The sequence below is a fragment of the Streptomyces sp. NPDC044719 genome, assembly GCF_056433405.1.
Map to the genome: position 1 here is coordinate 66731 of NZ_JBWKHE010000004.1, position 26113 is coordinate 92843.

A 26113-nucleotide genomic window follows, 5' to 3' on the forward strand; every position below is an offset into this window, starting at 1 on the left:
CGGCCGGCGGGTGAACCCCGGGCCGGGGCCCTCGCGTTGCCTCAGGCCGCGATGTGCCGGCGCGCGGGGGACGTCGGGTGCGCACCGTCCAGCTGCGCGACGAACCCCTTGAGCCATGCCACGAACTCCGGCCCCAGGTCGGGCCGGTCGCAGGCCAGCCGGACCACCGTGCGCAGGTAGTCCGCCCTGTCGCCGGTGTCGTAGCGCAGGCCCTTGAAGACGACCCCGTGCACCGTGCCGCCCGCGGCCAGCTCCTGGAGGGCGTCGGTCAGCTGGATCTCCCCGCCCCGGCCCGGCGGGGTGCGCTCCAGGACGCCGAAGACGGCCGGGTCGAGGACGTAGCGCCCGATGACGGCGTAACGGCTCGGAGCGTCCTGCCGGGCCGGCTTCTCGACCAGGCCGGTGACACGGACGACGTCCTCCTCGCCGGTCGGTTCGACGGCGGCACAGCCGTAGAGGTGGATCTGCTCCGGCGGGACCTCCAGCAGGGCGACCACGCTGCCGAGACGTCGGTCGCGGACGTCGAGCATCCGGCTGAGCAGCGTCTCGCGCGGGTCGATCAGGTCGTCGCCGAGGAGGACCGCGAAGGGCTGGTCGCCGACGTGCCGGCGGGCGCACAGGACGGCGTGGCCGAGGCCGAGCGGGTCGCCCTGCCGGATGTGATGGATGCTCGCCAGCCGGCCCGGGTCGCGCACCGCGTCGAGCCGTACGGTGTCGCCCTTGGCGGCGAGGGCCTGCTCCAGTTCGAAGGCGTGGTCGAAGTGGTCCTCGATGGCCCGCTTGTGCCGGCCGGTGACCATCAGGACGTCGTCGAGTCCGGCCGCTGCCGCCTCCTCGACGACGTACTGGATGGCCGGCTTGTCGACGACCGGCAGCATCTCCTTGGGCGTCGCCTTCGTGGCGGGCAGGAAGCGGGTGCCGAGTCCTGCGGCCGGGACGACCGCCTTGCGGACGGTGCGAGTGGTGCGGCCGGGTGTGACCGGGGTGGAAGGGTGGGGGGCGATCATGCGGCCCATGCTGACCCGCCGAGCTGAGAGCGCGCCGAGAGTCACATGGGAGTGCGCTGTGCAGTTGGAGATTTCGTGTGCCAACCGCCTTTGCGCGCACACAACTTGAGGCTCTCCGCGGTGCGGTTATCGAATGCTGGTGCGGATACCGCCGGTAACATATCTGAATTGCCGGCGTTTTGAACTCGAGTCATCCGAACTCCTTGTTACCTGTGAGTCGCATGTGCGAAAGTGAGCCGCCTCACACCCAAGTCCGCGGCTGACGCGGCATAGGTATGCACCAATCACGCACCTGCTTTCCGACGGACGCGCAATTCGCATGCCGTCCTGCGGCTGGAAGGAAATGGTTCAGTGCAATCCCCGTACCCCCCACGCCCGCCGTACCCGCCACGACCCGGAGCGGGGCCCGCGGAGTCCGACCGCAATCTTCTCGCCCGGGTCGGCGAACCCGGTGAAGGTCCGCGCGCCGTCGCGCTGTTGCTCTCGCGGCACTGGCGGGCCGTCTACGAATACGCCGTGATCTGTCTGGCTTCCTCGGCGGATTCGGCGTCCATGGCGGCCGCGGCCGCTTTCCGCCGGGAACTCGCCGGGCCGGGCGGCGGTGCCCTGCGTCCGCGCCTGCTCGCGGCCGTGCGGGACACGGTCGGGGAGTGGGCCGCCGACGACGGTATTTCCGTCGTGCTGCCGGAACTCCGCAAAACCGTCGGTGCCCGCGGGCTGCGCGCCGCCCGGTCCATGACGCCCGAAAGGCGACGCCTCGCCGAACGCGCGTTCCGGGCCCTTCCCGGAGCTTCCCAATGCCTGCTCTGGCACACGGAGGTCGAGGCCGAGCCCATATCCGTACCGGCCGGTCTGCTGGGCGTGGACCCACGCACCGCGTCGGCCGCTCTGGAGCAGGCGCGCGAGCAATTCCGGGCGGGTTGCGTACGGGCGCACCGGGAACTCGCGCCGACGCGGGAATGCCGGTACTACAACCGCTTGCTGGACGTTCCCATGCGCCGGGGCGGGGCGCTGCTGCCCGATGTGCAACGGCATCTCATGGCCTGCCGCTACTGCCGCCACGCCGCCGAGCAACTCAGCCATTTCGAGGGCGGTCTGGAGGACCTGCTCGTCGAGACCGTGCTCGGCTGGGGCGCCCGCCGCTACCTCCAATCGCGGCCGGGCCCGAGCGCCCTTCCCGCACACCCCGCCGGTGGCCGCCACCGCCTGCGGGCCCACGCCCTGCCTGCGGGCGGCCGGCTCGGGCCCCCGAGGAAACACACGAAGGCGCTGACCGCCGCTGTCGGACTCACCTCCCTCGTGCTGCTCGCGACCCTGCTCGCCGCCCGGGGCTGGTCGGAGGAGGGCGGTACCGCCAGTCCTCAGGCCACCTGGGGAGCGGTCAGCGGCCACTCCGTCGCCCCGGACGGTGCGGGATCCCCGTCCACGGAGTCCTCCCCGGCCGGCGCCCCGTCGGCCGCCTCGGCCGGCAACCCCGCCGAAGTGGCCCGAGGGCGGCTGCGCAACCTCGACGCCGGACTGTGCCTCGACGTCCGGGGCGGCCGGGTCCGGGCCGACGCCCGTATCGTGCTGACCGCCTGCTCCGACGGGTCCCCGCAGTGGTCGTACCAGGACGACGGCCTGCTGCGCAGCGCCGCCGACCCGACGCTCTGCCTCGGTTCCGACACCGGCGAGGGGGCGGTCGGCCTGGCAGGGTGTCTCGTGCACTCCGGGGTGGTGCGCTACGACCTGACCGTGCGCGGCGAACTCCTGCCCCGCGGCGGCAAGGGGCTGGCCGTCGCCCCCGGAAAGGGCCGGCACGTGATCGTCACCGGGCGCGACGGATCCGCGGAGCAACGCTGGGCGATGGAACCGGCGGTCGCCCGCGAGGAGGCGGGGGAGTCCCGGAAGGAGCGGTCCCAGGACTCCCCGGTCGTGCCACGAAAGAAGGCCCAGGAGAAGAACGAGAAGAACGTCCAGGAGAAGAAGGGGCCTTACGCCGATGCCCCCTCGGCACACCCGCCCGAGTCCCCACGGGTCGAGTCCGAGCAGCTGCCCCCGCCGGACCGCTACGAGCCCCGTATCGCCCAGGTGGGCTGCTGCGGCGAACCCGACCCGGGCCCGGCGCTCGACGACACGGCCGCCGCCGGCCCCGACGTACTGGGGAGAGTGACCGCCGGCGTGGCGAGGACCGCGCTGACACCGCACGCCGCGACGCTTCCGTAGGGCCGGGGGCACCGGCCCGCTCACCCGGCCGGGTGACCCCGGCGTCGGTTCTCGGTGAGAGGTTCGCGGGCCTGGCGCATAGTGCGTTCATGACCGACACCGTCTCCCGGTTCCCCCGGCGGTCCGCCCTCCGTCTGCTCGGTGGAGCCGTCGCCGTGGTCGCGGCGGCCACCGGCGGTTTCGCCCCCGTTTCCCGTGCTCACGCGAGGGACGGACGCGGCCAGGGCGCGGGCGCCCGGGTCGAGGGGCTGCTCGCCCGGCTCACCCTCGACGAGAAGATCTCCCTGCTGCACGGCGCCACCGACCCGCGCCCGCTCGGGCAGGCGGGCTACGTCCCCGGAGTGGCACGGCTCGGCATTCCGCCGCTGCGCCTGGCCGACGGCCCGGCCGGTGTCCGCGTCACCCGGCACGCCACCGCCCTGCCCGCCCCCGTCCTGCTGGCCTCCGCCTTCGACCCCGACCTGGCCAGGCGCTACGGCCAGGTCATCGGACGGGAGGGCCGCGCCCTCGGCCAGGACGTGCTGCTGTCCCCGATGGTCAACCTCATCCGCACCCCGTACGCCGGCCGCAACTTCGAGACCTTCAGCGAGGACCCGCTGCTCTCCGCCCACCTGGTCGCCGCCGAGATCGAGGGCATCCAGGCCGAGGGGCTCATCGCGACCGTCAAGCACTTCGCGCTCAACAACCAGGAGCGCGACCGCACCTCGGTCGACGTGCGCGTCGACGAACGGACCCTGCACGAGACCGAGCTGCGCGGCTTCGAAGCGGCCGTCGCGGCGGGCACCGGCGCGGTGATGGGCGCGTACAACAAGGTCAACGGCACCTTCGCCTGCGAGAACGAGGAACTGCTCACCGGCGTCCTGCGCGAGCGCTGGGGCTTCACCGGCTGGGTGATGACCGACTGGTCCGCCGCGCACAGCACGCGCAAGGCGCTCATGGCGGGCCTCGACATGGAGATGCCCGACGCCACCCACTTCGGCACGCCCCTGGCCTCGGCCGTGCGGGACGGCGGCGTGCCCGAACGGTACGTCGACCGGGCCGTGCGGCGCGTCCTGACCGTCATGGACCGCTTCGGGCTGCTCGGCGGAACCGTCCCGCCCCGCCCGGACCGTGACGCGAAGGCCGGCGCGGCCGTCGCGCGCGAGGTCGCCGAGGCGGGCGCCACCCTGCTGCGCAACGCACACGGCACCCTGCCCCTGGCCGACGGCGGGAGCGTGGCGGTGATCGGGCCGACCGGCGCCCGGCCCCTGGTCAGCGGCGGCGGCAGCGCCCACGTCGTGCCCGAGCACGCCGACAGCCCCCTTGACGTCATCCGGTCGCGCGCCGCCCGGGTGACCTACGCGCTCGGCGAGGACGCCTTCGGCAAGCCACTCCCGGCGAGCGCGCTCGACCCCGCCTTCGACACCGAGGCCCAGCGCGTCGACGCCGGCCGGACCTGGACGTACGACGGCACCCTCACGGTGCCCGACGCCGAAGCCGGCGACGACTGGACGTTCGTCCTCCACTACTCCGGCACGCCCCCGCTCCGCCCGAAGGTCTTCCTCGACGGCGAGGAACTGTTCCCGCTGGTGCCCGGCTGGGACGAGTACTTCATGGGCGGCCTGCTCACCCACGCGGCCGACGGCCTGTCCGTGCGCCGCAAGACCCTGAAACCGGCCAGGGGACCGCACCGGCTGTCGGTCACCGCACAGGGCGGAGACACCGGCCAGGTGTTCCGGCTGCGCCGCATCACCTCCGCGACCCGCGCCCAGGACGTCGCGGAGGCCGTACGGGCCGCCCGTTCCGCCCGGGACGTCGTCCTGTTCGCCTACGAAGACGCCATCGAGGGCCAGGACCGTACGACCATCGCCCTCCCCGGCAACCAGGAACGGCTCATCGAGGCCGTGACGGCGGCCAACCCGCGCACCACCGTCGTGCTCAACACCTCGTCCGCCACCTCGATGCCGTGGCTGGAACGCACCGGCGCCGTCCTCCAGATGTACTACCCGGGCCAGGAGGGCGCGGCCGCCACCGCCGCCGTCCTGTTCGGTGACCGCGATCCCGGCGGCCGCCTCACCCAGAGCTTCCCCGTCGACGACGACCACCACCCCGTCGCCGGGGATCCCCGCCGCTACCCCGGGGTGGACGGCACCGAGCAGTACACGGAGGGCGTCCACGCCGGCCACCGCTGGTACGACGCCGAGGACGTGGCGCCGCTGTTCCCCTTCGGCCACGGACTGTCGTACACGACCTTCGCCTACGGGGACCCGGACGCGCGCTGGACGGCCGGCGGACTCGACGTCGCCTTCACCGTCCGCAACACCGGCCCCCGCGACGGCGTGGCCGTGCCGCAGGTGTACGCGGGACCGGCCCCGGACCTCCGGCTCGACCAGCCGGTACGCGTCCTGGCCGGGTACCGGCGGCTCTTCCTGCGGGCGGGCGAACAGCGGCGGGTCACCGTACGCGTCGAGCCGCGCACCCTGTCCTCCTGGGACCCGAAGGTGCACGACTGGGTGCTCGGCAACGGCTTGCGCACCCTGTGGGTCGGGGCGTCCTCACGCGACCTGCGGCTGCGGACGAGCGTACGGGTGGGCGGCTGAAACCCGGCGGGTACCGAGCGGCCCGCACCACCTGGCCGACAGGCGCCTGGCATCGAACCGGAACAGACTGGTACTCCTCCTGAGGCCGCCCGCAGAACCCAGGGAGTCACTCATGCCCGAGGCCCCGCGCCAGGACAGCAGGACCGCACCGACCGACGAGGAGCTGCGCAGGCTGGACACCCACTGGCGGGCCGCCAACTACCTGGCGGCCGGTCAGATCTATCTGCTGGCGAACCCCCTGCTGACCGAGCCGCTGCGACCCGAGCACATCAAGCCCCGGCTGCTGGGGCACTGGGGCACCTCACCCGGGCTCAACCTCGTCCACACCCACCTCAACCGCGTGATCAAGAACCGCGGGCTGGACGCCCTGTGCGTCTGGGGGCCGGGCCACGGCGGGCCCTCGGTGCTGGCCAACTCCTGGCTGGAGGGCAGCTACCGCGAGAAGTACCCGGACGTGACGCGGGACGCGCCGGGCATGGAGCTGCTGATGAGGCAGTTCTCATTCCCCGGCGGCGTGCCGAGCCACGTCGCCCCGGAGGTCCCCGGCTCGATCCACGAGGGCGGCGAACTCGGCTACTCCCTCGCCCACGCCTACGGCGCCGCCCTCGACAACCCGGGCCTGCTGGTCGCCTGCGTGATCGGCGACGGCGAGGCGGAGACCGGCCCGCTCGCCGGTTCCTGGCACGCCAACAAGTTCCTGGACCCTGTCCACGACGGCGCCGTCCTGCCCGTCCTCCACCTCAACGGCTACAAGATCGCCAACCCGACCGTGCTGTCCCGCCTCCCGCAGACGGAACTCGACGCGCTCCTGCGCGGCTACGGCCACGAGCCGATCCACGTCGCCGGCGATGAACCGGCCTCCGTCCACCGCGCGATGGCCGAGGCGATGGACACCGCGCTCGACCGGATCGCCGACGCCCAGCGCGCCGCCCGCGAGGAGGGCGTCACCGAGCGCCCGCGCTGGCCGGTGATCGTGCTGCGCACCCCGAAGGGCTGGACCGGCCCGGCCGAGGTCGACGGCGAGCCGGTCGAGAACACCTGGCGTTCCCACCAGGTGCCGCTGGCCGGTGTCCGCGACAACCCGGACCACCTGCGGCAACTGGAGGCCTGGCTGCGCTCGTACCGGCCCGAGGAACTGTTCGACGCCGAGGGCCGCCCGGTCGCGGACGTCCTCGACTGCGTCCCCGAGGGCACCAGGCGGCTCGGCGCCACGCCGTACGCCAACGGCGGACTGCTGCTCCGCGATCTGCCGGTCCCGTCCCTGGACGACTTCGCCGTCCCGGTCGACAAACCGGGCACGACCACGCACGAGCCCACCCGGGTCCTGGGCGACCTCCTCGCCCAGGTCATGCGGGACACCGCCGACCGCCGCGACTTCCGCCTGGTCGGCCCGGACGAGACCGCCTCCAACCGGCTCCAGGCCGTCTTCGAGGCCAGCGGCAAGACCTGGCAGGCCGGGACGCTGCCCGTCGACGAGCACCTGGACCGGCACGGCCGGGTGATGGAGATCCTCTCCGAACACCTCTGCCAGGGCTGGCTGGAGGGCTATCTGCTCACCGGGCGGCACGGGCTGTTCTCCTGCTACGAGGCGTTCGTGCACATCGTCGACTCGATGGTCAACCAGCACATCAAGTGGCTGCGCACCTCCCGCCGGCTGCCGTGGCGCGCCCCCATCGCCTCCCTCAACTACCTGCTGACCTCGCACGTGTGGCGGCAGGACCACAACGGCTTCTCCCACCAGGACCCCGGCTTCGTCGACCACATCCTCAACAAGAGCCCCGAGGTCGTCCGGGTCTACCTGCCGCCGGACGCCAACACCCTGCTGTCCGTCGCGGACCACGCCCTGCGCAGCCGTGACTACGTCAACGTCGTCGTGGCCGGCAAGCAGCCCTGCTTCGACTGGCTGTCGATGGACGAGGCCCGGGTGCACTGCGCCCGTGGCGCCGGCATCTGGGAGTGGGCGGGCACCGAGGACGGCCTCCGGGAACCCGACGTGGTGCTGGCCTGCGCCGGTGACGTCCCCACCCAGGAGACCCTGGCCGCCGCTCACCTGCTGCGCCGGCACCTGCCCGACCTGGCGGTCCGCGTGGTGAACGTCGTCGACCTGGCCCGGCTGCTGCCCCGCGAGGAGCATCCGCACGGCATGGGTGACTTCGAGTACGACGGCCTGTTCACCACCGGCAAGCCGGTGATCTTCGCTTACCACGGCTACCCGTGGCTGATCCACCGACTGGCCTACCGCCGCACGGGGCACCAGAACCTGCACGTGCGCGGCTACAAGGAGTCCGGCACCACGACCACCCCCTTCGACATGGTCGTCCGCAACGACCTCGACCGCTACCGCCTGGTGATGGACGTCATCGACCGCGTCCCCGGCCTCGCGGTGCGCGCCACGGCCGTACGCCAGAGGATGGCCGACGCCCGCACCCGCCACCACGCCTGGATCCGCGAGCACGGCACCGACCTGCCCGAAGTCGCCGAGTGGACGTGGAACGCCTGAGCCACGGAGCACGTCCTGCAACCCGGTAGGCTTCCCGTGCCCGCAGGGAAGCTCAGGGAAAGGAACCCGCGTTGCACGTCCAGGAGTGGCTCGAAACCGTACCCGCCGTCGCCGTCTACGCGCTGGTGGGAGTGGTCATCGGCCTGGAAAGCCTGGGCATCCCGCTGCCGGGCGAGATCATCCTGGTCTCCTCCGCGCTGCTCGCCTCCCAGCACGGCGACATCGACCCCGTCGTCCTCGGCGCCTGCGCCACGGCCGGCGCGATCATCGGCGACTCCATCGGTTACGCCATCGGCCGCAAGGGCGGCCGCCCCCTGCTGGCCTGGCTGGGCAAGAAGTTCCCCAGGCACTTCAGCGAGGGCCACATCGCCACCGCCGAGCGCTCCTTCGAGAAGTGGGGCATGTGGGCCGTCTTCTTCGGCCGCTTCGTCGCCCTCCTCCGCATCTTCGCGGGGCCCCTCGCCGGCGTGCTCCGCATGCCGTACTGGAAGTTCCTCATCGCCAACGTCCTCGGCGGCATCGTCTGGGCCGGCGGCACGACGGCGGTCATCTACTACGTCGGCATCGTCGCCGAGTCCTGGCTGAAGCGCTTCTCGTGGCTGGGCCTGGTGGCGGCGGTCCTGGTCGGCCTCACGTCCATGCTGGTGATCAAGCGCAAGGCGAAGAAGGCAGGCCAGAACCGGGAAGCGGCGCAGCCGCAGGTTCTTTAGGGGCGCGGGGAACTGCGCGATCAGCCCCCACCGCGCCGCACCCGCCGGTCGACCTACGCGTGCACATCCCGATGCGCCTTGGCCAACTCGGCGTACATCGTGCCGTTGAGGGTCACCCCCTGCTTCTCCTCTTCCGTCAACGGTCGCTTGACCTTGGCCGGCACCCCGGCGACGAGGGAGCCGGGCGGCACGATCATCCCCTGCGGCACCAGCGCCTGCGCGGCGACCAGGGACCCGGCCCCGATCACGGCCCCGTTCAGCACGGTCGCCCCCATGCCGACCAGACAGTCGTCCTCGACGGTCGCCCCGTGCACCACGGCGTTGTGCCCGATGGACACCCGCTCACCCACCGTCACGGGAAACCCCGGGTCGGCGTGGAGCGTGCAGTTGTCCTGCACGTTGCTGCTGGCGCCGACCGAGATCGACTCGACGTCACCGCGCAGCACGGCCCCGTACCAGACACTCGCCCCCGCACCCAGCGTCACGCCCCCGATCACCGAGGCCGTCGGCGCCACGAACGCCTCCGGATCGATCTGCGGCTCCCTGCCGCCTATCCCCGTGATCATCGCCCGCTGCGCCATGTCCGCCTCCAGAAACGTCGTAGACAACGCGCAAACCGTACGACACCCGGTGGGGCGAAGATCACAGGCCTCCGACGCCGCGCGTGGAGCTACCGCTGAGTACCGTGACCTCGTGCCGAAGCGCAAGAACACGTTCTCATCCTGGCGGCGGGGCCTCGCGCAGCGCGCCGTCCACGCGGGCTGGGCCTGGGCGCAGCGCACGGGCTCCGTCACCGCCGAGCACCCGGGGCGCTACCGCTTCGGCGCGATGGGAACCGGTACCAGGCTGGCCTTCCCGCTCGGCACCGTCTTCGGCGAACCCTGGATCCACCTCGGCGCCCACTGCATCATCGGCGAGCAGGTCACCCTCACGGCGGGCCTGATGCCCGACCTGGACCTCGGCCCCGACCCGATCCTGCGCCTCGGCGACGGCGTCGTCCTCGGCCGCGGCAGCCATGTCATCGCGGACACGACGGTCACCATCGGCAGCGACTGCTACTTCGGTCCGTATGTGTACGTCACGTCCACGAACCACTCCTACGACGACCCGCACGAGCCCATCGGCAGGCAGTGGCCGCGGATGGAGCCGGTGGAGATCGGGCCCGGCTGCTGGATCGGCACCGGGGCGGTGATCCTGCCGGGTGCCCGGATCGGGCGGAACGTGGTGGTGGCCGCGGGCGCGGTCGTGCGGGGCGCGGTGCCCGACCACGCCGTGGTGGCGGGCGCGCCGGCCCGCGTCGTACGGCGCTGGACGCCCGCCGACGGCTGGCAGCCGCCGCTGCGCACCCCGCCGCCGGTGCCGATACCGGAGGGCGTCACGCCCGAGCAGTTGCGCGCGCTCTCGGACCTGGACGAGGAGACGGCGGCCCGGCTGGCCGAGCTGGACGAGGAGGCGGCGGCCGGCCTCGCGGAGCTGGAACCGGGGTCCTGACCTCAGCCGGATGCCAGGAGGACGGTCCCCACCAGGGCGAGCCCAGCGCCCGCGGCCTGCACCGCCCGCAGCCTTTCCCGGAGCAGCCCCCGCGCGGCAACGGCCGTCACCACCGGGTAGAGGGAGGCGAGTACGGCCGCGACGGTGACCGGGCCGTGCTGTGCGGCGATCGAGTAGGTGCCGTTCGCCGCGACGTCGGCCAGGCCGACGAAGGCGAGCGCGGGCAGCGAGCGCCAGGGGAAGCCGTCCGCCGCGAGGGCCGGCGATCCGCGCCGCACCGACACCAGCAGCGCGAGTCCGCCGGCGGTCACATTCGTCACCCGCTGCACGAACAGCGCGAGGAAGAGCCCTGTGAGCGTGGTCGACGCCTCGGCGATCAGGGCCATCACCGCGCCGAAGCCGAACGCCGCGAGGAGGGTCAGGGCGATGGCCTGACGCTGCACGGGGGCGCCGCGGAACTGGGGACCACCGGCCAGACAGACACCGGCGACGGCGACCAGGATGCCGACGAACTGCACCAGGCCGGGGCGCTCGCCCAGCACCAGGCCGACGCCGACCGGTACGGCCACGCCGATCGAACCCAGCGGTGAGACCACGCCCATCGGGCCCAGCGCGAGCGCCTTGTAGAAGGCGAGCATCGCCACCGGCCCGACGAGTCCGGCCGCCACGGCGAACCACAGCTGAGGCCCCGCCTCGCTCCAGCCACCGGTCGCCACCACGACCGCGCCGAGCACGACCACCGCGATCGACTGCGAGACCACGACCACCGTCAGCGCGGGCGTGCGCCGGGTCAGCAGTCCGCCGCCGAAGTCGGCCAGTCCCCACAGCAGGCTGGTGGCCAGGGCGAAGAGCGCTGTCATGGTGCGGAAGCCTCGCAGTACAGTTCAGTGAACGATCAGGTCAACCACACCATAGTGCAACTGGCTGCACTGTGTCATACAAAATATTGGACGGAATGTGTCGGACCTCGAGCTGCTGACCCAGTCCCTGGCGCGCAGCGTCAAGCACTGGCGCGCGGTGCGCGGCTTCACCCTGGACGTGCTCGCCGCCCGGGCGGGCGTCAGTCGCGGCATGCTCATCCAGATCGAGCAGGCCCGCACCAATCCCAGCCTCGGAACCGTCGTCAAGATCGGCGACGCGCTCGGCATCAGCATCACGACCCTGCTCGACTACGAGAAGGGCCCGAACGTCCACATCGTCCCCGCCGAACAGACCGTACGGCTGTGGCACACCGAGGCCGGCAGCTACAACCGGCTGCTCGCGGGCACCGAGGCGCCCGGCCCGCTGGAGATGTGGGACTGGCGGCTCATGCCGGGCGAGAGCAGCCCCTCGGACCCGCACCCCGCCGGCACGACCGAACTGCTCCACGTCACGGCGGGGGAGCTGACGCTCACCGCCGACGGCGTCGAGTACCGGGTACCCGCAGGATCGAGCGTCCACTTCGAGGCCAACGTCCCGCACACGTACGGCAACACCGGCGACGTACCGATGCAGATGATCATGGCCGTCTCGGTGCCGCCCGTCTCCTGAGACGCCCGGCCGAAGGCGGTCCGCTGTTGTTAGCGTGCGCTCATGCACGCACCCATCGGACACTTCGACGAGGCCCGTCCGGCCCCGGCCTGCCTGGACGAACTCACCGGCCCGGTGGCCGGCGCCGTACGTCACTGGCAGGGGAGTGTCCCCGCCGACCAGATCCTCTACGTCGACACCGACCCGGAGTGGGCCGACACCGCCGTCTTCGTGGAGCACTACGGACGGGACCTGCTGGAGCGTTCCGCGAACTGCGTGGTGGTGGCGGGCAAGCGCGCCGGCGAGACCACGCTCGCCGCGTGCGTCGTACTGTCCACCACCCGGGTCGACGTGAACGGCGTCGTGCGCCGTCAACTGGGCGCCCGCAAGGCCTCGTTCGCCAGCATGGACACGGCGACCGGCGAGACCGGCATGGAGTACGGCGGCATCACCCCGCTCGGACTGCCGGACGGCTGGCCCGTGCTGGTGGACGCGGCCGTCGTCGACCTGCCGTACGTGCTGGTCGGCAGCGGCCGACGGCGCGGCAAACTGCTGGTCCCGGGCAAGGCGTTCGCGGAACTGCCGGGGGCCGTGGTGCTGGAGGGGCTCGGGATCTCCTGAGCTACGCCGGCGTGTGGTGGGCCAGCACGAGATGCGGGTCGGTCTCGCCCGGGACCGGTGCCGGGTCGGCGTGGACCAGGGCGGCGGTGAGGCGGGGCACGGCGTGCAGCAGCGCGTGCTCGGCGTCGACGGCGATGCGGTGGGCCTCGCGGACCGTCACGGCGCCGTCCACCACCACCGCGACCTCGGCGCGCAGCCGGTGCCCGATCCAGCGCAGCCGCAGTTCACCCACCGCGCGCACCCCGGGGACCTCGGCCAGGGCGGCTTCGGCCCGGTCCACCAGGGCCGGGTCGACCGCGTCCATCACCCGCCGGAACACCTCCCGTGCCGCGTCCCGCAGCACCAGCGCGATCGCCGCCGTGATCGCCAGCCCCACGATCGGGTCCGCCAGTTGCCAGCCCAGGGCCGAGCCGCCGGCGCCCAGCAGCACGGCCAGTGAGGTGAAGCCGTCGGTGCGGGCGTGCAGTCCGTCGGCGACCAGCGCGGCCGAGCCGATCGCGCGGCCGACCCGGATGCGGTAGCGCGCCACCCACTCGTTGCCCGCGAACCCTACGAGGGCCGCCACGGCGACCGCCGGGACGTGCTGGACCGGACGCGGATCGAGGAGGCGGTCGATCGCGGTCCACCCCGCGAAGGCCGCGGACGCGGCGATCGTCAGCACGATTACGAGCCCCGCCAGATCCTCGGCCCGCCCGTAGCCGTAGGTGAAGCGGCGCGTGGCCGCCCGCCGTCCCAGCACGAAGGCGATCCCGAGCGGTACGGCGGTCAGGGCGTCCGCGGTGTTGTGCACGGTGTCCCCGAGCAGCGCCACCGAGCCGGAGACGGCCACCACGAGCGCCTGGGCCAGGGCCGTCACGCCGAGCACCGCGAGCGAGACCCACAGCGCCCGCATTCCCCGGGCCGAGGACTCCAGGGCGGAGTCGACCTTGTCGGCCGTCTCGTGGGAGTGGGGGGTGAGGAGGTGGGACAGCCGGTGGCGCAGGCCGTGCCGGTGGTGGTGAGGGTGGGAGTGCTCGTGCCGGTCGCTCACGTGGGTCCCCTTCCGGTGCGCGGGAGTGGACGTGCACACGCCCACAGGGCCATTATGTGCGTATGAGCGCACGCATGCACCTGTCACCTGCGCACGATGCGCATCCGCGCAGCCCCGGCGAGGAACAGTTCGCGCTCGCCGCCGAACTCCTCGCCCTCCTGGGCGACCGGACCCGGCTCGCCCTGCTGCACGCGCTGACCGGGGGAGAGGCCGACGTCACGACGCTCACGGAAGCGTGCGGGGCGGCCCGGCCCGCCGTCAGTCAGCATCTGGCGCGGTTGCGTCTCGCGGGCCTGGTGGACACCCGTAAAGAAGGCCGCCGCGTGATCTACTCACTCCGCGACGGCCATCTGCGCCGGCTCGTGGACGAGGCGCTGAACGTGGCCGACCACCGTCTCAGCGACCGCCCTCCGCACGACTGAGTCAGTACCGCGCGGCCGTCCCCAGATACTGCTCGGCGAAGGCCGCGGCCGCCGCGGGCGAGGTGAACAGGCGGCGCAGCCGGGCGAGCGTGGTGCCCGCGCGGAACGGGTCGCCCGCCGCCGTGCCGTGGTACACCTCGGACAGCCACTGCGAGAACTCCTGGTAGTCCCACACACGCCGCAGGCAGGCCTCCGCATAGCCGGCCAGACCGCTGTCGTCACCCGTCGTCAGGCGCACCACCAGGGCGTCGCCGAGCAGGAAGGCGTCGTGCAGGGCGAGGTTCATGCCCTTGGCGGCGATGGGGGCGACCAGATGCGCCGCGTCGCCCGCGAGGTACAGCCGGCCGTGCGCCATCGGCTCGACCACGTAGTCGTGCATGTCCAGCACGCGCTTCTCGATCAGCCGCCCCTCCGTCAGCGGTGGCGCTCCGGCCGCCCCGAGCCGCTGCCGCAGCTCCGCCCAGACGCGCTCGTGCGGCCAGTTCTCCGGGTCGTCACCCGGCGGGCACTGGAGGTAGTAGCGGGTCACCTCCGGGCTGCGGGGCATCTGGCCCGCGAAGCCGTTCGCGTGACAGCCGAACAGCACGCAGTCGGCGGACGGCGGCGCCTCGGCGAGCAGCGCCAGCCAGCCGATGCCGTAGTCGTGCCGCGCGACCCGGACCCGCTCGGGCGGCAGTGCGGCCCGCGTCACTCCGCGCGCCCCGTCGCAGCCGGCCACGAAGTCGCAGTGCACGACCCGCCGTTCACCCGTCTCCGGGCAGGTGTACGACACGGACGGCCGGTCGGTCTCGAGGTCGTGCAGCTCCACGTCCCGGATCCCGAAGCGGATCTCCCCGCCCCGCACATCGGCGTACTCGCGCACCAGGTCCGTCACGAGCAAGGGCTGCGGGTAGACGAAGTGGTGACTGCCCGTCATCTCGCCGTAGTGGAACCGGTACCGCTCCCCGTCGAAGCGGAACTCGCACGCGGTGTGCAGCTCCGCGCGGTCCAGCAGGTTCCGGGCGAGGCCCCGCTTCTCCAGACCGCGTACGGCCCACTCCTCGATGACCCCGGCCCGGGGCCGCTGTTCGATGAACTCCCGGGTCTCGGTCTCCAGCACCAGGCAGTCCACGGCGGCGGCCCGCAGGATGTTGCCGACGGTCAGCCCGGCGGGACCGGCACCCACGACGACGACCGGGAAACGTCCGGCGGAGCCTGTGTCCGCGGGCGGGGAGGCGTGGGTCATGCGCTCATTATGGAGGGGGCGCGACCGTCGTGACCCTTACCCGAGCCGCGGGATCTCGATCGCCGGGCACCGGTCCATCACCATCTCCAGGCCCGCGGCCCGGGTGCGGTCGTACGCCGCCGCGTCGATGACGCCGAGCTGGAACCACACCGCCCCGGCGCCCTTGGCGACCGCCTCGTCCGCGACCGCTCCGGCGAGGTCGCTGTTCACGAACACGTCCACGACGTCCACGTCGAAGGGGATGTCCGCCAGACTCGCGTACCCCTGCTCGCCGTGCACGGTCTCCGCCTTGGGGTGCACGGGCACGACGCGCTTGCCGTAGCGCTGGAGCACCGCGGCGACGCCGTACGCCGCGCGCTGCCGGTTCGACGACAGGCCGACCACGGCCCAGGTGTCGCCGAGCTCGGTGAGGATCCTGCGGACCGTTGCGTCGTCGCCGTACACCGGCGGCCTCCTCGGGAGTCGCGGAAGAGCTGCTGTCCGGGCAACGACGCGGGGCGCGCGGTGATTCCCCGATGCCCACCGTGATAGCTTGCCGAGGCCAGTCGAACCCATGTACGTGGGTCAGGGAATCCGGTGCGAATCCGGAACTGACGCGCAGCGGTGAGGGGGACGGGCGGGGCCGCGGCCACTGTACGGCTGGACGTCGTACGGGAAGGCGCCCCGCACCGGGTGAACCCGAGTCCGAAGACCTGCTGGCGGCCCCCGCGGCCGGCCGGCGGTGGGGGAGCACCGTACGACCGGGCTCCGCGATCGGGCCCTCGACGCCTGAGGACTGGTTTCCTTGCCCCTCGCCCGACCCGCCCGTGCCGCCGTCCTGCTCGCGGCCGGCTCCCTGCTCCTGACCGGCTGCGGGGACTCGAAGCCCACCACGACGAAGGCCGCCGTCACACTCGACAACTGCGGCCGGAAGGTCCGGGTCGACAAGGCGCCCCGGCACGCCGTCTCCCTCAACCAGGGCACCACCGAGATCCTGCTCTCCCTCGGTCTCGCCGACCGGCTAGCGGGTACCGCGACCTGGACCGACCCCGTGATGAAGGGGCTGGAGAAGGCCAACGCGAAGGTGCCGCGCATCGCCGAGAACAACCCCTCCTTCGAACGGGTCCTGGACTCCGAGCCCGACTTCGTCGCGGCGTCCTTCGTCTCCACCCTCGGCAAGGGCGGCGTCGCCACCCGCGAGCAGTTCGAGAAGCTCGGCGTGCCCACGTACGTCTCCCCGTCCGACTGCGCCGGCAAGGACAACTCGGGCGGCGGCGACGGCAAGCGCGACAAGGCGCTGGGCATCGACACCGTCTACGGCGAGGTGCGGGACCTCGCGACCGTCTTCGGAGTGAAGGACCGCGGCGACAAGCTCGTGGCATCCCTCCAGCAGCGGATGAGGAAGGCCACGCGGGGCGTCGACGCCTCGGACGTCTCCCTTCTGTACTGGTTCGCCAACTCCGAGTCGCCCTATCTGGCCGGCTGCTGCGGAGCGCCCGGGATCATGACCCGCGCCCTCGGCGCGAAGAACGTCTTCGACGACACGCACGAGGAGTGGCCGCAGGTCAACTGGGAGACGGTCGCCGACCGGAACCCGGACGTCCTCGTGATCGGCGACCTGACCCGCGACTCGGAGACCGCCGAGTCGGCGAAGCGGAAGATCGCCTTCTTGGAGTCCAACCCCGTCACCAAGAACATGGACGCGGTCAAGCACAAGCGGTACGTGCTGCTCAGCGGGCAGGCCATGAACCCGACCATCCGCACGGTCGAGGGCGTGGAGAAGGTCGCGGCCGGACTGCGTGAGTTCGGGCTCGTGAAGTGACCGTGCGCGGACCGGCGCTCGCCGTCGGGGGCGCCCTGCTGCTGGTGGTCTCCGTCGCCCTGGCGATCACCATCGGACCGGCCGACATCCGGGTCGGGGACGTGTGGTCCGTCGTCGCGTCCCACCTGGGGGTCGGCAGCTCCGGCCTGACGCCGATCCGGGACGGGATCGTCTGGCAGCTGCGCCTGCCGCGCACCCTGCTCGCGGCCGTGTGCGGGGCGGGACTCGCCGTGTGCGGGGCCGTGATGCAGTCGCTGCTGCGCAATCCGCTGGCCGACCCGTTCGTGCTCGGGGTGTCCTCGGGCGCCTCCACCGGCGCGGTCGTCATCGTCGTGCTGGGCGTGGGCGGCGGTGCCGTCTCGGTGTCCGCGGGCGCCTTCCTCGGCGCCCTGGTCTCCTTCGCGCTGGTCCTGCTGCTCAGCCACACCCTCGGCGACACCACCGACCGGGTCGTCCTCGCGGGCGTCGCCGCCATGCAGCTCTTCTCCGCGCTGACCTCCTTCGTCGTGCTGACCGCCGCCGACGCCGAGACCACCCGGGGCGTGCTGTTCTGGCTTCTGGGCTCACTCGGCGGGGCCGGCTGGACCGACGTGTGGCTGTGCTTCGCCGTCCTGGCCGTGGCACTGGTGGTGTGCCTGTCGTACGCCCGCACCCTCGACGCCTTCGCCTTCGGGCAGGACGCGGCGGCCGCGCTCGGGGTGTCCGTGGCCCGCACCCGTCTGGTGCTGCTGTGCGTCACGGCCCTGCTCACGGCCGCGCTGGTCAGCTCGGCCGGGGCGATCGGCTTCGTCGGGCTGGTCCTGCCGCACGCCGCCCGGGCCCTGGCCGGACCCGGGCACGTCCGGCTGCTGCCGGTCACCGCCCTCGCCGGGGCGGTGTTCCTGGTGTGGGTCGACACCCTGGCCCGGACGGTCCTGGATCCCCAGGAGGTGCCGGTGGGGGTCGTGACCTCGCTGATCGGGGTGCCGGCGTTCGTGGCGGTGCTCTACCGGACGCGGAGGGTGCGGTGACGGAGACACACGCCGGTGATACGGAAGCGCGGGTGCGGGCCGGGCTCCGGGCGGACCGGGTCAGCCGCCGTGCCGACGGGCGCCTCATCCTCGACGGCGTCGTCCTCGCGCCCGAACCCGGCTCCACCGTCGGCGTCCTCGGCCCGAACGGCTCCGGCAAGTCCACACTGCTGCGGCTGCTCGCCGGGCTGCTCACGCCGACCGCCGGAGTAGTCACCCTCGACAACACCCCGCTGGGCGACCTGCCCCGCCGTACCGTCGCCCGCCGGCTCGCCATGGTCGAGCAACAGGCGGACACACAGGTCGAGCTGACCGTGCTGGACGTGGTACGGCTGGGCCGCGTACCGCACCGCCGGGCCTGGGCACCCGCCTCGGCGCACGACGAGCGGGCGATACACGCGGCCCTGGAACGCACCGGCCTCGCCGCCCGGGCCGGCCAGCTCTGGCACACCCTGTCCGGCGGCGAACGCCAGCGTGTGCAGATCGCCCGCGCGCTCGCGCAGGAACCCCGGGAGCTCCTCCTGGACGAGCCCACCAACCACCTCGACATCCACCACCAGCTGGACCTGCTCGCCCTGGTCACCGGCCTGCCGGTCACCACCGTCGTCGCGCTGCACGACCTCAACCTCGCGGCGATGTACTGCGACCGGGTCGTCGTCCTGCGCGAGGGAAGGGTCGTGGCGGGCGGTGCTCCGGGGGAGGTCCTCACGGAGGAGCTCATCGCGGACGTGTACGGAGTGCGGGCCGCCGTCAGCCGCGACGGGCCCGAACAGCGGCCCCATGTGCGCTTCCTGGGCACGCTGGCCTGAGGGCCTCGGGGCGGCCCGGGCGCACCGGCCCGAGGCCTGCCACTCCCGGCGCCGGGTACGCCGTCCGTCGGAGCGGACCTCGCCACGGTGGCCGGGAAACGCCGAACATGCCCGCGTGTGCCCGTCCGCACGCCTACGCTCGCCTCGTGCTGCGCATCATCGACGCCCGTACCGGCCGGCCGGTCGACGCCGCCCCCGCCCGCCGGGGCCTGACCCGTGTCGAGGTGCACGCGCCCGGCTCCGACACGACGAACCTGCGGGTGCTGCTCGTCGCGGACCTGCTCGTCCGGGCCCTGGAAATCGGCGGCACCCCGGTGTGGGCGCTGCTGACCGGGGGACGACGACAGGCCGAGCTGCAGGCGGAGGCCACCGCCCTCGGCATCCGGCCGTTCGAGGACAGCCATGACGTGAGTGCCGGGCTGGGCGAGGCCCAGGTCATCCATGTGGCCGTCGAGGGCGGGGCGGCGACCGGCGGTGTGCGGATCGAGGTCGCCCCCGCGCACATCGACGGTGCCCCCGCGCATCCCGGGAACCTGGGCACGCCCGACGACCTCGGCACCGGCATCGACCCCGGTGTCCTGCGTCTCGCCCTCCTCGCCCGGCACCACGGCGCCCCCGCCCGGCTGGACGCGGCCGTGCTCGACGAGGCCCGGGGCACCCTCGCCCGGTGGCGCGGTGCGGTCGCCCATTGGGCCCGGCGGCCCTCACGGCCCGTCCCCGACGAGGTGCGCGGGCGGTTGCGCGACGCCTGGGAGGATGACCTGGACACGCCCCGGGTACTGGACGTCCTGCACCATGTCGAGAGCGAGCCGGAGCTGCCCGACGGCGCGCGCTTCGAGACGTACGCGTACGCCGACCGGCTCCTCGGCCTCGACCTCACCCGCGACCTGGGATCCCCGTCATGATCGAGCGCGCCGGAGCCGGCCCACTGCGCCGCTTGGTCGTCCTGCGGCACGCCAAGTCCGCCTGGCCCGTGGACGTCGCCGATCACGAACGCCCCCTCGCCCCGCGCGGCCGCCGGGACGCCCCCGCGGCCGGGCGCGCCCTGGCCGCGGCCGACTGCCTGCCGGACCTCGCGCTGTGCTCCACCGCCGTACGCGCGCGCCGGACCTGGGACCTGGCCGCCGGCCAGTGGGGCACGCCCCCGCCGGTCCGCCACGACCGGCGGCTGTACGCCGCAGGCCCCTCCGGCCTGCTCGCCGTCGCGCACGAGGTGCCCGCCGAGGTCGAGACGCTGCTGCTGATCGGGCACAACCCCGGCCTGGAGGAACTGGTCCTGGCGCTCGCCGCCGACGGCCTCGACGACACCCTGGAGCGGGTGCGTACGAAGTTCCCCACCTCGGCGATCGCCGTCCTGTCCTGGCGCGGCACGACCTGGCGGTCCCTCGCCCCCGGCACCGCGCTGCTCACGTCCGTGATCGTGCCCCGGGGCCGCAAGGACAAGTAGCCGCGGACCGGTCCGGGCCGCTCCCGGGCACCCGCATAGGCTGGCCTGATGCAGGACGAATACCGCACGGTCGCCCGCGCGGGCGTGCACGAGACCGAGGTCAACCGCTCCCGCTTCCTGTGCGCCCTCGCCCCGGCGGCCACCGAGCAGGAGGCCCAGGACTTCATCGCCGCGGTCCGCAAGGAGCACGCCGCCGCCAGCCACAACTGCTGGGCCTACGTCATCGGCGCGGACGCCTCGGTCCAGAAGGCGAGCGACGACGGCGAACCCGGCGGCACCGCCGGGGTCCCCATGCTCCAGATGCTGCTGCGCCGCGACATGCGGTACGTCGTCGCCGTCGTCACCCGCTACTACGGCGGCGTCAAGCTCGGCGCCGGCGGCCTCATCCGGGCGTACGGCGGAGCGGTCGGCGAGGCCCTGGACACCCTGGGATCGCGCACCCGCCGCAGATTCCGCCTGGCCACCGTCACCGTCGACCACCAGCGGGCGGGCAAACTGGAGAACGACCTGCGCACCACCGGCCGCGAGGTGCGGGACGTGCGCTACGGCGAGGCGGTCACGATCGAACTCGCCCTCCCGGACGCCGAGGTGGACGCCTTCCGGGCATGGCTCGCCGACACGACCGCCGGGACCGCCGGGTTCGAGCCGGGCGGGGAGGCGTACGGCGACGCCTGACACGCGGTCAGCCACCGGCTGCCGCAGGCTCGCCGCCCGGTTCGGCATCAGTACGACATCGCACCGGAATGACGACACCGCGGTCTGAGTACGGATATATCCGCTGAATCGCCGCGGAAGGCAGTGGCATGCCGAGGTTCGTGGTGGACCAGGGGTCCGCACGCGTTAGCGTGGTGGGTCTGACAGCGAGCCGTCCTGGCTCGCGCTGGTCGTGGAACGGTAGCGGGGAGAGGCATGCGGGTCGGAGCGGTGTCGTGAGACTGCTGCACACATCCGACTGGCACCTCGGCCGGTCGTTCCACCGGGTGAACATGCTCGGTGCCCAGGCCGAGTTCATCGGCCACCTCGTCGCGACCGTGCGGGAGCGGGCCGTGGACGCGGTGGTCGTGTCGGGGGACGTCTACGACCGGGCGGTTCCGCCGCTCGCCGCGGTGGAGCTGTTCGACGACGCCCTGCACCGGCTGGCCGACCTCGGCGTGCCGACCGTGATGATCTCCGGGAACCACGACTCGGCCCGCCGTCTGGGCGTCGGCGCGGGCCTGATCGGGCGGGCCGGCATCCATCTGCGGACCGAGCCGTCGGCGGCCGGTATCCCCGTGGTGCTGGCCGACGCCCACGGCGACGTCGCCTTCTACGGGCTCCCGTATCTCGAACCGGCCCTGGTGAAGGACGAGTTCGGCGTGGAGAAGGCCGGACACGAGGCCGTGCTCGCCGCCGCCATGGACCGCGTCCGCGCCGACCTCGCCACCCGTGCGCCCGGCACCCGCTCCGTCGTCCTCGCGCACGCCTTCGTCACCGGCGGCGAGCCCAGCGACAGCGAGCGGGACATCACCGTCGGCGGCGTGGCCGCGGTGCCAGCCGGCGTGTTCGACGGCGTCGACTACGTGGCGCTCGGGCATCTGCACGGCTGCCAGACCCTCACCGAGCGCGTCCGCTACTCCGGCTCCCCGCTGCCCTACTCCTTCTCCGAAGCCGGCCACCGCAAGAGCATGTGGCTCGTCGACCTGGGCGCCGACGGGCCGGTCGGCGCCGAGCGCGTCGACTGCCCAGTGCCGCGCCCCCTGGCCCGGATCCGGGGCACGCTGGACGACCTGCTCGCCGACCCGGGACAGGCACGGCACGAGGAGTCGTGGGTCGAGGCGACGCTCACCGACCCGGTCCGCCCGGCCGACCCGATGGCCCGGCTCACCGAGCGCTTCCCGCACACGCTCAGCCTCGTCTTCGACCCCGACCGCACCGAGGACGACCCCGACGTGTCGTACGCCCGTCGCCTCGCCGGCCGCAGCGACCAGCAGATCGCGGAGGACTTCGTCGCCCATGTGCGCGGCGCCGGACCCGACGCGCACGAACAGGGCGTGCTGCGGGACGCGTTCGACGCGGTCCGCGCCGACGAGACCGTGCGGGAGGTGGCCCGTTGAGGCTCCACCGGCTGACGGTCACCGCCTTCGGCCCCTTCGGAGGCACCCAGACCGTCGACTTCGACGAGCTGTCGGCTGCCGGGCTGTTCCTGCTGCACGGACCGACCGGCGCCGGCAAGACGTCCGTCCTCGACGCCGTGTGCTACGCCCTGTACGGCTCGGTGCCGGGCGCCAGGCAGGGCGGCGGCCAGGGCGCGACCCTGCGCAGCGACCACGCCGCACCCGCGACCCGCACCGAGGTCAGCCTCGAACTCACCGTCGCCGGACGCAGGCTGGAGGTCACCCGCCAGCCGCCCTGGGAACGCCCCAAGAAGCGCGGGACCGGCACGACGGTCGACAAGGCCCAGACCTGGCTCCGCGAGTACGACGCGACGGCCGCGGCCTGGAAGGACCTCAGCCGCTCCCACCAGGAGATCGGCGAGGAGATCACCCAGCTGCTCGGCATGAGCCGGGAGCAGTTCTGCCAGGTCGTGCTGTTGCCGCAGGGCGACTTCGCCCGGTTCCTGCGCGCCGACGCCGAGGCCCGGGGCAAGCTGCTCGGCCGGCTCTTCGACACCCGTCGCTTCGCCGACGTCGAGAAGCGTCTCGCCGAGCGGCGCCGGGCCACCGAGGCCCAGGTGCGGGACGGGGACGCCGAACTGCTGGCCGACGCCCACCGTATGCAGCAGGCCGCAGGCGACGCCATGGAGCTCCCGGAGCTGGCCCCGGGCGAACCGGGACTCGCCGAGGCCGTGCTGGCCGCCGCCGCCATCGCCCGCAGCACCGCCCGGGAACAGCTCACGGTCGCCGACCGCACGCTCACCGCCGCCGAGTCCGCCCGGGCCGCGGCCGGGCGCGCCCTGGACGACGTGCGCGAACTCGCCCGGCTCCAGCGGCGGTTCGCCGAGGCGCGCGAGCGGGCGGCGCGCCTGGAGGAGGGCGCCGAGGCCTTCCGGGAGGCGCAGTCGCGCATGGAGCGCTCCCGCAAGGCCGAGAAGGTCGCGCCCGCCCTGGACCTGCGGGAGTCCGCCGACGCCGATCACCGACGGGCCGCCGCCGCCGAGGCACGCGCGCGAGCCCTGCTGCCCGAGGGCTTCGCCGACGCGGGCGCGGCCGGACTCGCGACGGCCGCACGCCGGGCCGCCGAGGAACTGGGCGGGCTGGACTCGGCCCGCCGCGCCGAGCGCCGGCTGGCCGAACTCCGCGACGAACGCGCCGGCCTGGACCGCCAGGAGCGTGCCGACGCGGAGATCCTGCGGGAGGCGGAGGACTGGCTCGACGGCTGGGAGGAGACTCGCGCCGGCCTCCAGACCCGGGTGGATGCAGCCCAGCAGGCCGCGTCCCTCGCCGAACAGCTCGCCGTACGGCGCGAGCCCGCGCGGCAGCGCCTGAAGGCGGCCCGGCTGCGCGACCAGCTCGCCAAGGACACCGACCAGGCCGCCGACCGGGTCCGCGACGTGCGCGAGCGGGCACTGCGGGCCAAGCAGCACTGGCTCGACCTCAAGGAACAGCGCCTGACCGGCATCGCCGCCGAACTGGCCGCGCACCTCACCGACGGCGAGCCCTGCGCCGTCTGCGGTGCCACCGAACACCCCGCCCCCGCCCGCAAGGTCGCCGGGCACGTCGACCGCGAGGCCGAGGAACACGCCCTGGCCGCCTACCAGCGCGCCGACGAACAGCGCACCGCGGACGAACAGCGGCTGGGCGACGTACGGGAGGCACTGGCGGCGGCCACCGCCGAAGCCGGAGACTCTCCCACCGGGCAGCTCGCCGATGAGGCCGAGGAGCTGGAGGAGCAGTACGAGCAGGCCCGCCGTGCCGTCGCCGAGCTGCACTCCGCGCGGGAACGGCTGCGGCAGGCCGGGCACGAGCAGGAACGGCGCGTCGCCGCCCGGCAGGAGGCCGCCGTGCGGACCGCCGCCCGGGTCGGGCACCGGGAGCGGCTGGACCGGGAACGGGCCGGCCTGGAGGAGGAACTGGACCGGGCGAGGGGCACCTCGAACAGCGTCGCCGAGCGGGCCGCGCAACTGGAGCGGCGGACCGCGCTGCTCACGGACGCCGCCGACACCGCCCGCGCCGCCGAGGACACCGCCCAGCGGCTCAAGGACGCCGACGCCCGGCTCGCCGACGCCGCCTTCCGCGCGGGTTTCGAGACCCCGCAGGCCGCGGCCGACGCGCTCCTCGACGACGCCGTCCACCGCGAGCTGCAACGGCGGCTGGACGCCTGGCAGACGGAGGAGGCCGCCGCACGGGCCGTCCTCGCCGAGGCCGACACCGCGGCCGCCGCACGGCAGCGGCCCGCCGACCTGGAGGCCGCGGAGCAGGCCGCCTCCGCCGCGGACCGGCGGACCCGCGACGCCGCCTCCGCCCATGACGCCGCCACCAGGCGCTGCGCCGAACTCGACCGGCTGTCCGCCCGGGCGACCGCCTCGGTGCGCCGGCTGGCGCCGCTGCGCGAGGAGTACGACCGGGTCGCCCGCATGGCCGGCCTCACCGCCGGCACCTCGGCCGACAACGAACGCCGGATGCGCCTGGAGTCGTACGTCCTCGCGGCCCGGCTGGAACAGGTCGCCGCCGCGGCGACCGTACGGCTGCGGCGCATGTCGTCCGGCCGCTACACCCTCGTCCACTCCGACGACCGCACCGGGCGCGGGCGCAGCGGACTCGGACTGCATGTCGTCGACGCGTGGACCGGCCGCGAGCGGGACACGGCGACGCTGTCGGGCGGTGAGACGTTCTTCGCCTCCCTCGCCCTCGCCCTCGGCCTCGCGGACGTCGTCACGGACGAGGCGGGCGGCGTGCGGCTTGACACCCTCTTCATCGACGAGGGCTTCGGCAGCCTCGACGACCAGACCCTCGACGAGGTCCTCGACGTCCTCGACTCCCTGCGCGAACGCGACCGCAGCGTCGGCATCGTCAGCCATGTGCCCGATCTGCGACGGCGGATCCACGCGCAGCTGGAGGTCGTCAAGGGCCGGTCCGGATCGGTGCTGAGGCAGCGCGGGACTTAGGGGGTTTTGTGGGGGAGGCCCTAACCCCGGGCCCGGTGATGCGGGTTGGCGTTGTAGGTTCTTGCCCCATGGTGCGATACGCGGAGCCGGGCACGGTGGAGTGGGTGGAGTCGGGCGGCGGACCGCTGATAGCGGTGCCCGAGACGGTTCTGTCCTTCTGGGCGGGTGCCGACGGCGAGGAGACGGCGTCGGACTACGACCGGGCCTGTGAGGTGGACGGAGACGTCGGGCTGCTGCCGGTCGGCGACTGCACGGCACTGGTGCTGGGCGACGAGCCGGCCTCGACCGCCTATCTGCCCGACCAGGGCGTCTTCGTGCGGTGGTGCGCGGGCGATTCCGAGGGCGAGCTGCTGGCGAGTGTGCCGGGGGCTGTCGCGACGGCGCGGTGGGAGCCGGAGGTCAGCTGGGACGTGCCCGGGCCGGTGCTGCTGTTCGACGCGGCATGGCCTGGAGGCGAGCCGGTGGGGAGCGACCGTGTGCGGGTCGTTCTGGAGCCGGGGCGGTATGCGGTTCGGGCGGCTCGAGTGCAGCCGGGGGCTGAGACGTGGCTGGGGTTGGTCCAGCTTCGGTTGTTGGCGCCGAGGTAGCCAGGGGTTGTCGGCCGTCGGCGTGTGCGGGTTGTCCGTGGCTGGTCGCAGTTCCCCGCGCCCCCAAGAAGCCCGAT

At 73.4% G+C, this 26113-nt stretch carries 23 protein-coding genes and 1 riboswitch; of the genes, 17 read left to right on the forward strand and 6 right to left on the reverse strand.

The annotated features are described in order from the left end of the window. Window positions 1–41: 41 nt before the first annotated feature. Window positions 42–1007 (reverse strand): UTP--glucose-1-phosphate uridylyltransferase GalU, encoded by a 966-nt coding sequence (gene galU, locus AC07DF_RS16235; RefSeq protein ID WP_478971130.1) that lies wholly within the window; start codon window positions 1005–1007, stop codon window positions 42–44. A gap of 351 nt (window positions 1008–1358) precedes the next feature. Here galU and AC07DF_RS16240 point away from each other — a divergent pair, with 351 nt between their 5' ends. From AC07DF_RS16240 to AC07DF_RS16255, 4 genes are all read left to right on the forward strand, one after another. Next, window positions 1359–3212, forward strand: coding sequence for an RICIN domain-containing protein (locus tag AC07DF_RS16240; protein WP_478971132.1), 1854 nt, complete (start codon window positions 1359–1361; stop codon window positions 3210–3212). 89 nt (window positions 3213–3301) lie between these two features. Continuing rightward, a complete protein-coding gene (locus tag AC07DF_RS16245) occupies window positions 3302–5791 on the forward strand; it encodes a beta-glucosidase (RefSeq protein ID WP_478971134.1) in 2490 nt (829 codons plus the stop codon). A gap of 112 nt (window positions 5792–5903) precedes the next feature. Beyond that, entirely contained in the window at window positions 5904–8291 is a 2388-nt protein-coding gene (locus tag AC07DF_RS16250) for a phosphoketolase family protein (RefSeq protein WP_478971136.1), read from the forward strand. 71 nt (window positions 8292–8362) lie between these two features. After that, on the forward strand, window positions 8363–9001 hold the full coding sequence (locus AC07DF_RS16255) for a DedA family protein (RefSeq protein ID WP_478971138.1): 639 nt from the start codon (window positions 8363–8365) through the stop codon (window positions 8999–9001). A 53-nt stretch (window positions 9002–9054) separates the two neighbouring features. On the opposite strand, the gene AC07DF_RS16260 is transcribed toward AC07DF_RS16255, so the two are convergent. Further along, complete coding sequence (locus tag AC07DF_RS16260; RefSeq protein WP_478972687.1) at window positions 9055–9582, reverse strand: gamma carbonic anhydrase family protein; 528 nt, start codon at window positions 9580–9582, stop codon at window positions 9055–9057. A 112-nt stretch (window positions 9583–9694) separates the two neighbouring features. Between AC07DF_RS16260 and AC07DF_RS16265 the strand changes: the two genes are divergently transcribed. Then, a complete protein-coding gene (locus AC07DF_RS16265; protein ID WP_478971140.1) occupies window positions 9695–10492 on the forward strand; it encodes an acyltransferase in 798 nt (265 codons plus the stop codon). A gap of 2 nt (window positions 10493–10494) precedes the next feature. Here the strand turns inward: AC07DF_RS16265 and AC07DF_RS16270 are convergent, their stop codons facing one another. Continuing rightward, window positions 10495–11352 (reverse strand): EamA family transporter, encoded by an 858-nt coding sequence (locus AC07DF_RS16270; protein ID WP_478971142.1) that lies wholly within the window; start codon window positions 11350–11352, stop codon window positions 10495–10497. Window positions 11353–11449: 97 nt separating this feature from the next. Between AC07DF_RS16270 and AC07DF_RS16275 the strand changes: the two genes are divergently transcribed. Both AC07DF_RS16275 and AC07DF_RS16280 read left to right on the forward strand, forming a co-directional pair. Next, window positions 11450–12022 (forward strand): helix-turn-helix domain-containing protein, encoded by a 573-nt coding sequence (locus tag AC07DF_RS16275; RefSeq protein WP_478971144.1) that lies wholly within the window; start codon window positions 11450–11452, stop codon window positions 12020–12022. Window positions 12023–12064: 42 nt separating this feature from the next. Continuing rightward, complete coding sequence (locus AC07DF_RS16280) at window positions 12065–12622, forward strand: YbaK/EbsC family protein (protein ID WP_478971146.1); 558 nt, start codon at window positions 12065–12067, stop codon at window positions 12620–12622. A 1-nt stretch (window position 12623) separates the two neighbouring features. Here the strand turns inward: AC07DF_RS16280 and AC07DF_RS16285 are convergent, their stop codons facing one another. After that, window positions 12624–13652, reverse strand: coding sequence for a cation diffusion facilitator family transporter (locus AC07DF_RS16285; RefSeq protein ID WP_478971148.1), 1029 nt, complete (start codon window positions 13650–13652; stop codon window positions 12624–12626). 62 nt (window positions 13653–13714) lie between these two features. Here AC07DF_RS16285 and AC07DF_RS16290 point away from each other — a divergent pair, with 62 nt between their 5' ends. Further along, entirely contained in the window at window positions 13715–14074 is a 360-nt protein-coding gene (locus AC07DF_RS16290; RefSeq protein WP_468188433.1) for an ArsR/SmtB family transcription factor, read from the forward strand. 1 nt (window position 14075) lies between these two features. Here AC07DF_RS16290 and AC07DF_RS16295 read toward each other — a convergent pair whose 3' ends face one another. Together AC07DF_RS16295 and AC07DF_RS16300 are read right to left on the reverse strand one after the other, a co-directional pair. After that, window positions 14076–15299 (reverse strand): 4-hydroxybenzoate 3-monooxygenase, encoded by a 1224-nt coding sequence (locus AC07DF_RS16295; RefSeq protein ID WP_478971150.1) that lies wholly within the window; start codon window positions 15297–15299, stop codon window positions 14076–14078. Between the two features lie 36 nt (window positions 15300–15335). Next, on the reverse strand, window positions 15336–15743 hold the full coding sequence (locus AC07DF_RS16300) for a CoA-binding protein (protein WP_478971152.1): 408 nt from the start codon (window positions 15741–15743) through the stop codon (window positions 15336–15338). 81 nt (window positions 15744–15824) lie between these two features. Further along, window positions 15825–16013, forward strand: a riboswitch (cobalamin riboswitch). A gap of 70 nt (window positions 16014–16083) precedes the next feature. Between AC07DF_RS16300 and AC07DF_RS16305 the strand changes: the two genes are divergently transcribed. From AC07DF_RS16305 to AC07DF_RS16345, 9 genes are all read left to right on the forward strand, one after another. Continuing rightward, window positions 16084–17100 (forward strand): ABC transporter substrate-binding protein, encoded by a 1017-nt coding sequence (locus AC07DF_RS16305; protein WP_478971154.1) that lies wholly within the window; start codon window positions 16084–16086, stop codon window positions 17098–17100. Then, entirely contained in the window at window positions 17097–18110 is a 1014-nt protein-coding gene (locus AC07DF_RS16310; protein ID WP_478971156.1) for a FecCD family ABC transporter permease, read from the forward strand. Before AC07DF_RS16305 ends, AC07DF_RS16310 begins: the two co-directional genes overlap by 4 nt. Then, a complete protein-coding gene (locus AC07DF_RS16315; RefSeq protein WP_478971158.1) occupies window positions 18107–18919 on the forward strand; it encodes an ABC transporter ATP-binding protein in 813 nt (270 codons plus the stop codon). Before AC07DF_RS16310 ends, AC07DF_RS16315 begins: the two co-directional genes overlap by 4 nt. Window positions 18920–19026: 107 nt before the next feature. Then, on the forward strand, window positions 19027–19824 hold the full coding sequence (locus AC07DF_RS16320; protein WP_478971160.1) for a hypothetical protein: 798 nt from the start codon (window positions 19027–19029) through the stop codon (window positions 19822–19824). Next, a complete protein-coding gene (locus AC07DF_RS16325) occupies window positions 19821–20366 on the forward strand; it encodes a SixA phosphatase family protein (protein WP_478971161.1) in 546 nt (181 codons plus the stop codon). The genes AC07DF_RS16320 and AC07DF_RS16325 overlap by 4 nt, the downstream gene beginning before the upstream one ends. 48 nt (window positions 20367–20414) lie before the next feature. Continuing rightward, window positions 20415–21041, forward strand: a complete 627-nt coding sequence (locus AC07DF_RS16330; protein WP_454358371.1) for a YigZ family protein — start codon at window positions 20415–20417, stop codon at window positions 21039–21041. Between the two features lie 254 nt (window positions 21042–21295). Continuing rightward, window positions 21296–22459 carry an exonuclease SbcCD subunit D gene (locus AC07DF_RS16335; RefSeq protein WP_478971164.1) on the forward strand — a complete coding sequence of 388 codons (1164 nt, stop codon included), beginning with the start codon at window positions 21296–21298 and terminating at the stop codon, window positions 22457–22459. Continuing rightward, window positions 22456–25449, forward strand: a complete 2994-nt coding sequence (locus AC07DF_RS16340; RefSeq protein ID WP_478971165.1) for an AAA family ATPase — start codon at window positions 22456–22458, stop codon at window positions 25447–25449. Before AC07DF_RS16335 ends, AC07DF_RS16340 begins: the two co-directional genes overlap by 4 nt. 68 nt (window positions 25450–25517) lie before the next feature. Beyond that, complete coding sequence (locus AC07DF_RS16345; RefSeq protein ID WP_478971167.1) at window positions 25518–26036, forward strand: immunity 21 family protein; 519 nt, start codon at window positions 25518–25520, stop codon at window positions 26034–26036. Window positions 26037–26113 lie beyond the last annotated feature (77 nt).